General features: G+C 71.8%; 12 protein-coding genes. 1 reads left to right on the forward strand and 11 read right to left on the reverse strand.

Features of this window, described 5'->3' with window-relative positions; all coding sequences use genetic code 11:
* Positions 1-13: 13 nt before the first annotated feature.
* On the forward strand, positions 14-1,330 hold the full coding sequence (locus tag ACE3UN_RS09205) for an NAD(P)-binding domain-containing protein (RefSeq protein WP_374674633.1): 1,317 nt from the start codon (positions 14-16) through the stop codon (positions 1,328-1,330).
* 30 nt (positions 1,331-1,360) lie between these two features.
* On the opposite strand, the gene ACE3UN_RS09210 is transcribed toward ACE3UN_RS09205, so the two are convergent.
* The 11 genes from ACE3UN_RS09210 to ACE3UN_RS09260 form a co-directional block, all read right to left on the reverse strand.
* Positions 1,361-2,275: a prenyltransferase gene (locus tag ACE3UN_RS09210; protein ID WP_374674634.1), complete on the reverse strand. Its 915-nt coding sequence runs from the start codon at positions 2,273-2,275 to the stop codon at positions 1,361-1,363.
* Position 2,276: 1 nt separating this feature from the next.
* The gene (gene aspS, locus ACE3UN_RS09215; protein WP_374674635.1) at positions 2,277-4,067 is read right to left on the reverse strand and encodes an aspartate--tRNA ligase; all 1,791 of its coding nucleotides are present in this window, start codon (positions 4,065-4,067) and stop codon (positions 2,277-2,279) included.
* Between the two features lie 132 nt (positions 4,068-4,199).
* On the reverse strand, positions 4,200-4,877 hold the full coding sequence (locus ACE3UN_RS09220; RefSeq protein ID WP_374674636.1) for a DUF502 domain-containing protein: 678 nt from the start codon (positions 4,875-4,877) through the stop codon (positions 4,200-4,202).
* 46 nt (positions 4,878-4,923) lie between these two features.
* Positions 4,924-5,244, reverse strand: coding sequence for an FmdB family zinc ribbon protein (locus ACE3UN_RS09225; protein WP_374674637.1), 321 nt, complete (start codon positions 5,242-5,244; stop codon positions 4,924-4,926).
* A 99-nt stretch (positions 5,245-5,343) separates the two neighbouring features.
* A complete protein-coding gene (locus ACE3UN_RS09230; protein ID WP_374674638.1) occupies positions 5,344-6,798 on the reverse strand; it encodes a sodium:solute symporter family protein in 1,455 nt (484 codons plus the stop codon).
* A 79-nt stretch (positions 6,799-6,877) separates the two neighbouring features.
* Entirely contained in the window at positions 6,878-8,443 is a 1,566-nt protein-coding gene (ubiB, locus tag ACE3UN_RS09235; protein ID WP_374674639.1) for a ubiquinone biosynthesis regulatory protein kinase UbiB, read from the reverse strand.
* Between the two features lie 17 nt (positions 8,444-8,460).
* Positions 8,461-8,988 carry a hypothetical protein gene (locus tag ACE3UN_RS09240; RefSeq protein WP_374674640.1) on the reverse strand — a complete coding sequence of 176 codons (528 nt, stop codon included), beginning with the start codon at positions 8,986-8,988 and terminating at the stop codon, positions 8,461-8,463.
* 45 nt (positions 8,989-9,033) lie between these two features.
* A complete protein-coding gene (gene galE, locus ACE3UN_RS09245; RefSeq protein WP_374674641.1) occupies positions 9,034-10,047 on the reverse strand; it encodes a UDP-glucose 4-epimerase GalE in 1,014 nt (337 codons plus the stop codon).
* A 24-nt stretch (positions 10,048-10,071) separates the two neighbouring features.
* Positions 10,072-11,136, reverse strand: a complete 1,065-nt coding sequence (locus tag ACE3UN_RS09250) for a DUF535 family protein (RefSeq protein WP_374674642.1) — start codon at positions 11,134-11,136, stop codon at positions 10,072-10,074.
* Positions 11,130-11,861 carry a bifunctional demethylmenaquinone methyltransferase/2-methoxy-6-polyprenyl-1,4-benzoquinol methylase UbiE gene (gene ubiE / locus ACE3UN_RS09255; RefSeq protein WP_374674643.1) on the reverse strand — a complete coding sequence of 244 codons (732 nt, stop codon included), beginning with the start codon at positions 11,859-11,861 and terminating at the stop codon, positions 11,130-11,132. Before ubiE ends, ACE3UN_RS09250 begins: the two co-directional genes overlap by 7 nt.
* 8 nt (positions 11,862-11,869) lie before the next feature.
* Positions 11,870-12,289, reverse strand: coding sequence for a gamma-butyrobetaine hydroxylase-like domain-containing protein (locus tag ACE3UN_RS09260; RefSeq protein ID WP_374674644.1), 420 nt, complete (start codon positions 12,287-12,289; stop codon positions 11,870-11,872).
* Between the last annotated feature and the right edge of the window lies 1 nt (position 12,290).

Here is a 12,290-nt window from a genome sequence, read left to right on the forward strand (position 1 = left end):
TGGCGGCAGGGCCATGGACGGCAGCGTGGTGCTCGTCTACGGGGTGCTGCCCGCGCTCGCCGTGGGTGCCCACCTGTGGTGGCGCGGCCGGCGGGAGCGCACCCACGCCGCGGCCCTGGCCGACGCGCAGGCCGCCGGGCTGGCCGAGCCGGCGTCGCTGCACCCGGTGATCGACCCCGCCCGCTGCATCGGCTCGGGCAGCTGTGCCGCCGCCTGCCCGGAGCAGGCGCTGGGCCTGGTGGGCGGCAAGGCCACGCTGGTCAACGCCTCGGCCTGCATCGGCCACGGGGCCTGCCATGCCGCGTGTCCCTTCGACGCCATCTCGCTGGTGTTCGGCGCCGCCCGACGGGGCGTGGACATCCCGCTGCTGAGCCCGCAGTTCGAGACCAACGTGCCCGGCCTCTTCATCGCCGGCGAGCTGGGAGGCATGGGCCTGATCCGCAAGGCAGCCGAGCAGGGCCGCCAGGCGATGGAGGCCATGGCCGCCCGTGCCCGCACGGCCGGCACGCCGGACGAGGGCATGCTCGACGCGCTGATCGTGGGCGCCGGCCCGGCGGGCCTGTCGGCCGCGCTCAGCGCGCAGGCGCTGGGCCTGCGCTACCGCGTCATCGAGCAGGAGCCGTCGCTGGGCGGCGCCATCTTCCACTACCCCCGCCAGAAGGTGGCCATGACCGCGCCGGTGCAGCTGGCCCTGGTCGGCCGGGTGCGCTTCACCGAGGTCAGCAAGGAGACGCTGCTCGCGTTCTGGCAGGACGTGGTGCAGCGCTTCGGCCTGGCCGTGGGCTATGGCGAGCGCATGGACGGCATCGCGCCGGCGCCGGAGGGCGGCTTTCGCGTGCGCACCAGCCGCGGCGAGCACCGTGCGCGCCAGGTGCTGCTGGCCATCGGGCGCCGGGGCACCCCGCGCACGCTCGGTGTGCCGGGCGAGGACGCGGCGCATGTGGTGTACCGGCTGATCGACGCGGCGCAGTACGCCGGCCAGGCCGTGCTGGTGGTGGGCGGCGGCGACAGCGCGCTGGAGGCCGCGATCGCGCTGGCCGAGACAGCCGGCACCCGCGTGGCACTGTCCTACCGCGGCGAGGCCTTCTCACGCGTCAAGGGCCGGAACCGCGAGCGGCTGCAGGCGCTGGCGGCGGCCGGGCGCGTGCAGCTCTGGCTGGGCAGCCAGGTGCAGGGCATCGAGCCCCACGTGGTGGCGCTCACCGACGCCCAGGGCCGGGCCCAGCACGTGGCGGCCGACGCGGTGATCATCTGTGCGGGCGGCCAGTTGCGCACCCCGCTGCTGCAGGCCATGGGCATCCGCTTCGAGACCAAGCACGGGCGGGCCTGAGCCGCGCCCGCCTGCGCGCGGGCCGTCGGCTCAGCGCAGACGCGCCACCGCCACCGACGCGGCCGCCAGCAGGCCCGCGTGCGCCACGGCCGCGGCGATCGACAGCGCGATGGCGGGCCCCAGGCGCTGTGGCGCCCGCGCATGGCGCCACAGCAGCGCCGCGGCCGCCAGCGAGAGCGGCGCACTGCCCAGCGCCCACCAGGCGGTGAACGGCAGCCAGTCCACCCACCACCAGGCCGCCAGCCACAGGTGCGCGGTGGTGACGATGCCGGCGTAGGCGATGGCCGCGGCCTGCGGCCCCAGCCGGACCACCCAGGTGCGCTTGCCCACGGCCGCATCGGCGCGGGCATCGGGAAACTCGGCGGTCCATAGGATGGCGGCCACCAGCAGCGCCGGGCTGACGCCCGCGACTGCCGCCACGGCGCTCAAACCCTGGCGCTGCACGTGGTCCGCGCCCACCACGATCAGCCACCAGCCGGCGGCCACGGCGGGCTCGCCCCAGCCGCGCGACATCAGCGCGGTGCGCGGGCTGGAATAGGCCCAGCCCAGCGCCAGGCCGGCGGCGCCCACCAGCAGCAGGCCGGGGCCGGCGCGGGCGGCCAGCACCAGGCCACCGCCCACGACCACGAGCCCCAGTCGCAGCGCGGCCTCGCGCATCTGGGCCGCACTGAACACGCCGTCCTGGATGGCGCGCGAGCCGCCCGAGAAGGGCGTGAGGCGGTCGGTGTTGATGGCGTCGGAGCCGCCCACCGCGTCGCCGTAGTCGTTGTAGAGGTTGACCGCGGCGTGGGTGAGCAGGGCCAGCACCACCGTGCCGGCCGCGGCGGGGGCATCCCAGCCGCGGCCGCAGGCCTGGGTGAGCGCGATGCCCGCGGCGACCGCGCTCAGCGTGACCAGCAGGAAGCCCGGCCGGCTGGCTCGCCACCAGCGCCGGGCCACCTGCATGTCAGGCCGCCGCCGCCGCGTTGCGCAGGCGGATGTGCAGCTCGCGCAGCTGCTTCTCGTCCACCATGCTGGGCGCCCCGGTCAGCAGGCACTGGGCGCGCTGCGTCTTGGGGAAGGCGATCACGTCGCGGATGGACTCGGCCTTGGTCATGAGGGTGACCAGGCGGTCCAGGCCGAAGGCCAGGCCGCCGTGCGGCGGCGCGCCGTACTGCAGCGCGTCGAGCAGGAAGCCGAACTTCACCTTGGCATCGTCCGGCGAGATCTTCAGGGCCGTGAACACCTTGCTCTGCACCTCGGCGCGGTGGATGCGGATCGAGCCGCCACCGAGCTCCCAGCCGTTGAGCACCATGTCGTAGGCCTTGGCGATGCAGGCACCGGGGTCGGTGTCCATCAGGTCCTCGTGGCCGTCCTTCGGGCTGGTGAACGGGTGGTGCACCGCGTTCCAGCGGTCCTCCTCCTCGTCGTGCTCGAACATGGGGAAGTCCACCACCCACAGCGGCGCCCACACGTCGTCGAACAGCCCGCGCGACTTGCCGAACTCGGAGTGGCCGATCTTGATGCGCAGCGCGCCGATGGCGTCGTTGACCACCTTGGCCTTGTCGGCGCCGAAGAACAGCAGGTCGCCGTTCTGGGCGCCGGTGCGGGCCAGCACCTCGTTCAGCGCGGCGTCGTGCAGGTTCTTCACGATGGGCGACTGCAGGCCCTCGCGGCCCTTGGCCAGGTCGTTCACCTTGACCCACGCCAGGCCCTTGGCGCCGTAGATCTTCACGAACTCGGTGTAGCCGTCGATCTCGCCGCGGCTCATGTCGCCGCCGCCCGGCACGCGCAGCGCCACCACGCGCCCACCCCGGGTGGTGGCCGGCGTGGAGAAGACCTTGAAGTCCACGTCCTTCATGACGTCGGTCAGCTCGGTGAACTCGAGCTTCACGCGCAGGTCGGGCTTGTCCGAGCCGTACTTGAACATCGCGTCCGCGTACGTCATCACCGGGTAGGCCGGCAGCTCCACGCCGATGGTCTGCTGGAACACCGTGCGGATCATGCCCTCGAACATCGAGCGGATCTCCTCCTCGGTCAGGAAGGAGGTCTCGATGTCGATCTGCGTGAACTCGGGCTGGCGGTCGGCGCGCAGGTCCTCGTCGCGGAAGCACTTGGTGATCTGGTAGTAGCGGTCGAAGCCGGCCACCATCAGCAGCTGCTTGAACAGCTGGGGCGACTGCGGCAGCGCGAAGAAGTGGCCGTCGTGCACGCGGCTGGGCACGAGGTAGTCGCGCGCGCCCTCGGGCGTGCTCTTGGTGAGCATGGGCGTCTCGATGTCGACGAAGCCGTGCGCGTCCAGGAACTTGCGCACCTCCATGGCCACGCGGTAGCGCAGCATGAGGTTCTTCTGCATCTGCGGGCGGCGCAGGTCCAGCACGCGGTGCGTCAGGCGGGTGGTCTCGCTCAGGTTCTCGTCGTCCAGCTGGAACGGCGGCGTCACCGAGGCGTTGAGCACCTCGAGCTCATGGCACAGCACCTCGACCTTGCCCGACACGAGGTTGGCGTTCTCGGTGCCGGCCGGGCGCGCGCGCACCTTGCCCACCACCTTCAGGCAGAACTCGTTGCGCACGCCCTCGGCGGTCTTGAACATGTCCGGGCGGTCCGGGTCGCACACGATCTGCACCAGGCCCTCGCGGTCGCGCAGGTCGATGAAGATCACGCCGCCATGGTCGCGGCGGCGGTGGGCCCAGCCCATGAGGGTGACGGTCTGGACCATCAGCGCGTCGCTGACGAGGCCGCAATAGGTGGTTCGCATGGGATGACTCCAGGCTTCGGGTTCGAAGCGTTGGGGCCCGGCAAGCTGGCGCGGGCCCGAGGAAAAAGGGGGATGGCGGGCTCGGGGCGGGGTGGTCAACCCTCAGGACTGAGCGCCGGAAGCCTCGGCGTCTCAGCCCGCCCGATTGGGGTCGGCCCCCTCCGGCCGGGCCGGCACGGCCAGGGCCGGGGGCGCAGGCGGCGGCGGTGCCACCACGCCCATGGAGATGATGTACTTGAGGGCCTCGTCCACGCTCATCTGCAGCGGCCGGACCGCCGTGCGCGGCATCATGAGGAAGAAGCCGGACGTGGGGTTGGGCGTGGTGGGCACGTACAGGCTCACGTGCTCGCCGGGCAGCTGGCCGGCCACCTCGCCGCCGGGGCGGCCGGTGACGAAGGCGATGGTCCAGGAGCCGGCGTGGGGGTACTGCACCAGCACGGCCTCGCGGAAGGCGTTGCCGTTGCTCGAGAACAGCGTGTCGGAGACCTGCTTGACCGAGCTGTAGATCGACTTGACGATGGGGATGCGCTGCAGCAGCGCGTCCCACTGGCGCACCCACCACTGGCCGAACATGTTCGTGACGAACATGCCGGTGAGCAGCATCAGCGCGAGCATCACCACCACGCCCAGGCCCGGCCACTCGCCCAGCTGCTGCAGGCTGCCGGCCAGCGGGTCGGGCAGCACCGCGCCGGCGCCGCGCAGGAAGGCATTGAACATGCCGTCCAGCAGGCCCTGCACCCACAGCAGCACCCACACCGTGATGGCCAGGGGCAGCCAGGTCAGCAGGCCGGCGAGCAGGTATTTCTTCAAGGCAGGATCCGGCGCGGTGAGAGGGGCGGAGGCACGCGGCGCGCGCTCAGTGGCAGGCGCAGGAGCCGCCGCAGGGCGTGGACGGCGCTGCCGCGGCGCTGTCGCCACCGCTGCTGGCGGACGAGCCGCCGCCTTCGGCCGCACCGGCGGCGGGCTTGCCGGCGGGGGCGCCCGAGCCGCCGCCGTTGTGGCGGAAGTCGGTCGCGTACCAGCCCGAGCCCTTGAGCTGGAACCCGGCGGCGGTGAGTTGCTTGGCGAACTGTTCGGCCCCACAGGCGGGGCACACCGTCAGCGGCGCGTCGGACAGCTTCTGCAGCACGTCACGCGAATGGCCGCAGGCGGCGCAGCGATAAGCGTAGATCGGCATGGCCAAACCCTTGATTCAAAACGTGAAATTATAAGCCGGCGGCATGGCTGGCCGCCGGCCACCCGGCGCCCCGTCAGATGGGGGCGGCCGGCCCGGGCGTCAAGCGATGTGGTGGGTGTGCGGCTCGTGGCGGTTGCGCATGATCTGCGGCCCGAGCGAGCCGGCGACCATGCCCACGAGGGCGGCGATCAGGCCGGCCAGCTGGCCCGGGAAGGCCTCGCCGAAGTCGCTGACCTGCGGGAAGAACACCAGCCAGGTGAACACGCCCGCACCAATGGACAGCACCGCGCCCTGGGTGGTGGCACGCTTCCAGTACAGGCCGAACACCAGCGGCACGAAGGCGCCGACGAGCGTCACCTGGTAGGCCGAGGACACCAGGTCGTAGATGGGGGTGCCCTTCATCGCGATGGCGTACAGCAGCACCAGGGCAGCGAACACCACGATGGTCACGCGCATGGCCAGCAGCTGCTGGCGGTCGCTCATGTGGGGCCGCAGGTTCTTGAGGATGTTCTCGACGAAGCTGGTCGACGGCGCCAGCAGCGTGGCCGACGAGGTGCTCTTGATGGCGGACAGCAGTGCCCCGAAGAACAGGATCTGCATGATCAGCGGCATCTTCGTGAGCACGAAGGTGGGCAGCAGGCGCTGGTAGTCGTTCTCGGCCAGCTGCATGGCCTCGTCGCCCATCACCACCACGGCGCTGGCCACGATGAACATGGGCACGAAGGCGAAGAGGATGTAGCTGAAGCCGCCGATCATGGCCCCCTGGCGGGCCACCTCGGCGCTGCGGGCGGACATGACGCGCTGGTACACGTCCTGCTGCGGGATGCTGCCCAGCATCATGGTGAGCGCCGCACCCACGAACATGGCGATGTCGGTGAAGGTGGGTGGCGGCAGGAAGGCGAACAGGTCCTTGCTCTGCGCCATGGCCAGCACCGGGCCGGTGCCGCCGGCCAGGTCGGCCGCGAACACGGCGATGATGGACAGGCCCACCACCAGCACGATCATCTGGATGAAGTCGGTCCAGGCCACGGCCAGGAAGCCGCCGATCACCACGTAGATGAGCACGGCCAGCGTGCCCACGATCATGCCGGCGGTCTCGCTCATGGCGCCGTTGGTGAGCACCGAGAACACCAGGCCGAGCGCGGTGATCTGCGCGGCCACCCAGCCCAGGTAGCTGAGGATGATGGCCGAGGAGCAGAACACCTCCACGCCCTTGCCGAAGCGCTGGCGGTAGAAGTCGCCGATGGTCAGCAGGTTCAGGCGGTACAGGCGCGCGGCGAAGAAGGCGCCCACGAGCACCAGGCACAGGCCGGCGCCGAACGGGTCCTCGACGATGCCGCCCAGGCCGCCCTGGACGAAGCGGGCCGGGATGCCCATCACCGTCTCGGCGCCGAACCAGGTGGCGAAGGTGGTGGTGACCACCATCACCAGCGGCAGGCTGCGCCCGGCGATGGCGAAATCGGTGGTGGTCTTGATGCGGGTGCCGGCCCAGGCGCCCAGCGCCAGGGTGCCGACGAGGTACAGCACGACGAAGGTGATGAGGATGGTGTTCATGGCGCCGACAGCAAGGGAGGGGGCTGGTCCACAGGCGGGCGGGATTATCGTCCGGCCGCCAGCCCCCGGACCGCGGGGTTCACCCCCCGTTGGCGAGAAGCACCAGCCGTGCCACCACCGCCCCGGCGAGGAACCCCACCGCGCCCCAGGCCACCCCGCCCAGGAGGCGGTTGGTGCGGCGCTGCTCACGCACGAGCTGCGCCAGCAGCACCGACTCGTCGCTCGCGCGCTGGCCCGCCTGGCGCGCCAGGGCGTCGTGCAGCAGGCGCGGCAGCTCGGGCAGCAGCTTGGCGTAGTGCGGCGCCTCGGCCTTGAGGCGGCGCCACAGCGCGCGCCCGCCGATCTGCTCGTCCATCCAGCGCTCGAGGAAGGGCTTGGCCGTGGTCCACAGGTCGAGGTCGGGGTCCAGCTGGCGGCCCAGGCCCTCGACGTTGAGCAGCGTCTTCTGCAGCAGCACCAGCTGGGGCTGGATCTCCACGTTGAAGCGGCGCGAGGTCTGGAACAGTCGCATGAGCACCTGGCCCAGCGAGATGTCCTTCAGCGGGCGGTCGAACTGCGGCTCGCACACGGCGCGGATCGCGCCTTCGAGCGCATCGATGCGGGTGTTCGGCGGCACCCAGCCGGACTCCACGTGCAGCTCCGCCACGCGCTTGTAGTCGCGGCGGAAGAAGGCGATGAAGTTCTGCGCCAGGTAGTCCTTGTCCGTCTCGGTGAGCGTGCCGATGATGCCGAAATCGAGGGCGATGTAGCGGCCGAAGGTCTCGGGCGCGATGCTCACCTGGATGTTGCCCGGGTGCATGTCCGCGTGGAAGAAGCCGTCGCGGAACACCTGGGTGAAGAAAATGGTCACGCCGTCGCGGGCCAGCTTCTTGATGTCGACACCCGCATCGCGCAGGCGGCCGATCTGGCTGATGGGCACGCCGGTCATGCGCTCCATCACGCAGACGTTGCGCGTGCACAGATCCCAGTGCATCTCCGGCACGATGATCAGCGGTAGGTCGGCCATGTTGCGGCGCAGCTGGGCGGCGTTGGCCGCCTCGCGCACGAGGTCGAGCTCGTCGTGCAGGTAGGCGTCGAACTCGGCCACCACCTCGCGGGGGCGCAGGCGCCGGCCGTCCACCGACAGCCGCTCCACCCAGCGGGCCAGCGTGTGCAGGATGGCCAGGTCGTCGTCGATCACGGCCAGCATGCCGGGGCGCAGCACCTTCACCGCCACCTCGTTCCCGTCGCGCAGGGTGGCGAAATGCACCTGCGCCACCGAGGCGCTGGCCACCGGCGTGTCGTCGAAGTGGGCGAACACCGCCTCCAGCTTCAGGCCCAGCTCGCGCTCGATGATGGCGCGTGCCTCGGCCGCAGGAAACGGCGGCACCCGGTCCTGCAGCTTGGCCAGCTCGTCGGCCACGTCCAGCGGCATCAGGTCGCGCCGGGTGGACAGCACCTGGCCGAACTTGATGAAGATGGGCCCCAGGCGCTCCAGGGCCAGGCGCAGGCGCACGCCGCGCGGCTCGGTGAAGCGCCGGCCCAGCGGGAGCACGCGGGCCAGCGGCCCCAGGCGCCGGGGCCCCAGCCCGGTGAGGGCCATCTCGCCGACGCCGAAGCGCCAGAACGTGAAGAGGATGCGGACCAGCCGCAGGACGAAGCGCATGGCGCGGGCCGCGCCCGTCAGGGCTTGCGCCAGACGCTGGCGGCGCCTTCGGCGAGCGTGCGGGCGGTCTGGGCCAGCTTGTCGCCCACCTGCGAGAAGCCGCCGGCCACCAGGGGCCCGAACACGCGCTCCAGGTCGCCGCCGATGTCCCAGCGCACGTTGCCCACCACCCAGTTCACGTCCGCCGCGAAGGCGACGTCGCCTTCGATCTGCACCGGCGGCAGCTCGCCGGTGGCGACACGGCGGGCCGCCTCGAACGGCCGTGCGGCGTCCACGCGCAGGCGCAGCTCGGGCGGCATGGCCGCGTCGGGCTCACCGGGCAGGCCGGCGGTTTCGAACAGGCCGGCCGGGGTGACGCGCAGGGTCAGCGGCGGCGGCGGCGGCAGCGGGATGCGCCAGTTGTCCACCTCCACGCGCAGCCGGCGGCCGGCATGGGCCTTCAGGCGCTCGGTGGCCGCGGGTGCGCTGGACAGCACGTGGTTGGCCAGCAGGATGAAGCGGTCGGTCGCCGCGGGCAGCAGCAGCTCGGTGACGGGGTTGGCCATCGCCGAATTGTAGGGGGCGGCCCCTCGCCCGTCGGGGACGGAGGGTCAGTCGTAGCCCTGCGGGTTGGCGCTCTGCCAGCGCCAGCTGTCGGCGCACATGGCGTCCAGGTCGCGCGTGGTCTGCCAGCCCAGCTGCTCGCGGGCGACGCGCGGGTCGGCCCATGACGAGGCCAGGTCGCCGGGCCGGCGATCGACGATGCGGTAGGGGATAGGGCGGCCGCTGGCGCGCTCGTAGGCCTGCACCAGCTCCAGCACGCTGTGGCCGCGGCCGGTGCCCAGGTTGGCTGTGATCGAGCCGCGGCCGTCCAGCAGGTGGCGCAGGGCCGCCACGTGGCCGTCGGCCAGGTCCATCACGTGCAGGTAGTCGCGCACCCCCGTGCCGTCGGGCGTGTCGTAGTCGCCGCCGAACACCTGCAGATGCTCGCGCCGCCCCACCGCCACCTGGGCCACATAGGGCATGAGGTTGTTGGGGATGCCGCGCGGGTCTTCGCCGATGCGGCCGCTCTCGTGGGCACCCACCGGGTTGAAGTAGCGCAGCCACGCCACCGACCACGCGGGATCGGCGGCGGCCACGTCGCGCAGGATCTGCTCGCCGTAGAGCTTGGTGCGGCCGTACACGTTGATGGCCGACAGCGGATGGGACTCGTCGTACGGCAGGTACTGCGGCTCGCCGTACACCGTCGCGCTGGAGCTGAACACCAGCTTCTTCACGCCGTGGCGCTGCATGGCCTGGCAGGTGGCGAGCAGGCCGCCGATGTTGTTGGCGTAATAGTCGAGCGGCTTCTGTCCCGATTCACCCACCGCCTTGAACGCCGCGAAATGCACCACGGCGTCGATCGCATGGCGACCGAACACGGCGTCGAGGGCGGCCGCGTCGGTGATGCTCGCCCGCTCGAAGACCGGCACCTGGCCGCTGAGCGACTGCAGGCGGTCCAGCACCTTCGGCGAGCTGTTGGAGAAGTCGTCCAGCCCCACCACCCGGAAGCCCGCGGATTGCAGCGCGAGCCAGGTGTGGGAGCCAATGTAGCCGGCGGCGCCGGTGAGCAGGATGGTGGCCATGAACGGGGGCGCGGCGCCGCGCGCTCAGCGCGGCGGGGTGTCGATCAGGTCCGCCGGCAGCCGGTTGCCCTGGGCCAGCGCCTGCACGGTGTCACGCAGCTGTCCCAGCAGCTCGTAGCGGCGGCGGTACATGGCGCGCTTCTTGGCCGGCACGGCCTCGAGCGGCCGCGGCGCCCAGGCCGTGTCGAAGACGAAGAAGCCGTCCACGGTCTCCACGCCGCCACGGTCGCGCCAGATCTCGTCGTAGTTGGCGCTGGGAATGTGGCGGTCCAGCCGGGCGAACAGCCGGGGTTCGCGGTGCTGGCGGTAGAAGTCGCACACCGCGAGCACCTGGTCGATGCGCAGCGACTCGGCCAGCATCAGCAGGGCCTGCAGCAGCAGGTCGCGCGGGCGGCATCCGTGCAGCTCGCGGGTGAGCGCCACGTAACGCTCCTGCGCGCCGTCGACCGAGCGGCCCTGGATGGCGCCCACGTAGACCACCGGCCGGCCGCGTCGCTGGCCGATGGAGAAGGCCACGGAGTACAGGCGCAGGTCGCCCTCGAACAGGCTGAGCGTGAGCTCGCCTTCCTTGGCCATCCACGCCGGCTGGTCCAGCTGCAGGGTGAGCTCCCCGTCCCCCAGGGGCAGGCGCGCCAGCACCGCACGCTGGCCGGCCGGCACCTGCAGCCAGGGCTGGCGATCGACCTCGCGGTAGTGGGCCACCACGGTGTCCACCCGCTGGCGCACGGACCAGGCGCGGTGCACGTAGGGCCAGGCGATCACATGCACCATGCCGCCTCGCGTCGCGAGCGCGCGCCCCAACGCGGACTCGGCGGGCACCTGGCGCAGGCCGCGCCACTCGCGCCGGCGCCGCCACGCATGCCACATGAAGCGCAGGCGCCGCACCAGCGACATCGGCCCGAGCAGGGGGTAGGCACGTTGCGCCCCCTGCCAGATGAGCAGCCACACGGCGAGCGCCGACTCGGCGGCCAGCGACAGGCCGGTGACCTCGCTGGGCGCCAGGGCCGCCATGATGCCGACGCTGTGCCACCAGCCTGCAGGCAGGCTGAGCCGCGCCGCGCGCACCTGCCGCCGGCTGAGGTTCAGCACTTGATGCCGACGTGCAACGCCACCACGCCGCCGGACAGGTTGTGCACGTCCACGTGGCCGAAGCCCGCGGTCTTCATCATGGCCTTGAGCGTCGCCTGGTCCGGGTGCATGCGGATGGACTCGGCCAGGTAGCGGTAGCTCTCGGCGTCCCCGGCCACCCATTGGCCCAGGCGCGGCAGCACCTGGAACGAGTACCAGTCGTAGGGCTTGCGCAGCGGCTCGGCCACGCGGGAGAACTCCAGCACCAGCAGGCGCCCGCCGTCGCGCAGCACGCGGCCCATCTCCGCCAGCGCGGCGTCCTTGTGCGTCATGTTGCGCAGGCCGAAGGCCACGCTCACGAGGTCGAAGCTGCCGTCCTTGAAGGGCAGCTTCTCGGCGTCGCAAATGGTGGTGGGCAGGGCCAGGCCCTCGTCCAGCAGCCGGTCGCGGCCGGTGCGCAGCATCGCCTCGTTGATGTCGGTGTGCACCACGCGGCCCGTGGGCCCCACGCGGCGGGCGAAGGCGCGGGAGAGGTCGCCGGTGCCGCCGGCGATGTCCAGCACGCGATCGCCCTCGCGCAGGTTGGCCACGGCCACCGTGTAGGCCTTCCATGCCCGGTGCATGCCCATGGACATGAGGTCGTTCATCACGTCGTACCTGGACGCGACCGAGTCGAACACGCCCTTGACGCGCCGGGCCTTCTCGCCCTCGTCGACCGTCTGGAAACCGAAATGGGTCTGGCTCATGATGCGATTCAATGGTGGCCGCAGGCGCCGCCGCTGCTGGGCGCCATGGGCAAGTCGCGTTCCATGCCGGCCTCGGCCAGGCGCTGCTCGTAGCGGGCCCACAGCGCGTCCTGCTCGGCTCCCAGGCGGTACAGGTACTCCCAGGTGAAGATGCCGCTGTCGTGGCCGTCGGAGAAGCGCGGCTGCAGGGCGTAGTGGCCCACCGGCTCGACCGCCTCGATGACCACGTCGCGCTTGCCCGTCTGCAGCACCTCCTGGCCCGGGCCGTGGCCCTGCACCTCGGCCGAGGGCGAGTACACGCGCATCAGCTCGAAGGGGATGCGAAAGTGCGCCCCATCGTCGAAGGCGATCTCCAGCACGCGCGAGGACTGGTGGACGGTGACGGCGGTGGGCTGCGGGGAGCGGGCGGAGGCGGACATGGCCGCCATC

The organism is Ideonella sp. (assembly GCF_041918995.1).
In the GTDB taxonomy this organism is placed as follows: Bacteria; Pseudomonadota; Gammaproteobacteria; order Burkholderiales; family Burkholderiaceae_C; genus Ideonella.

Excerpts from the sequence above, each read along its gene's own strand:
- aspS (WP_374674635.1), bottom strand. The coding sequence starts at position 4,067 with ATGCGAACCACCTATTGCGGCCTCGTCAGCGACGCGCTGATGGTCCAG.
- ACE3UN_RS09225 (WP_374674637.1), bottom strand. The coding sequence starts at position 5,244 with ATGCCGATCTACGCTTATCGCTGCGCCGCCTGCGGCCATTCGCGTGAC.
- ACE3UN_RS09230 (WP_374674638.1), bottom strand. The coding sequence starts at position 6,798 with ATGAACACCATCCTCATCACCTTCGTCGTGCTGTACCTCGTCGGCACC.
- ubiE (WP_374674643.1), bottom strand. The coding sequence starts at position 11,861 with ATGAGCCAGACCCATTTCGGTTTCCAGACGGTCGACGAGGGCGAGAAG.
- ubiB (WP_374674639.1), bottom strand. The coding sequence starts at position 8,443 with ATGCGCTTCGTCCTGCGGCTGGTCCGCATCCTCTTCACGTTCTGGCGC.
- ACE3UN_RS09240 (WP_374674640.1), bottom strand. The coding sequence starts at position 8,988 with ATGGCCAACCCCGTCACCGAGCTGCTGCTGCCCGCGGCGACCGACCGC.
- galE (WP_374674641.1), bottom strand. The coding sequence starts at position 10,047 with ATGGCCACCATCCTGCTCACCGGCGCCGCCGGCTACATTGGCTCCCAC.
- ACE3UN_RS09260 (WP_374674644.1), bottom strand. The coding sequence starts at position 12,289 with ATGGCGGCCATGTCCGCCTCCGCCCGCTCCCCGCAGCCCACCGCCGTC.
- ACE3UN_RS09205 (WP_374674633.1), top strand. The coding sequence starts at position 14 with ATGGACGGCAGCGTGGTGCTCGTCTACGGGGTGCTGCCCGCGCTCGCC.
- ACE3UN_RS09210 (WP_374674634.1), bottom strand. The coding sequence starts at position 2,275 with ATGCAGGTGGCCCGGCGCTGGTGGCGAGCCAGCCGGCCGGGCTTCCTG.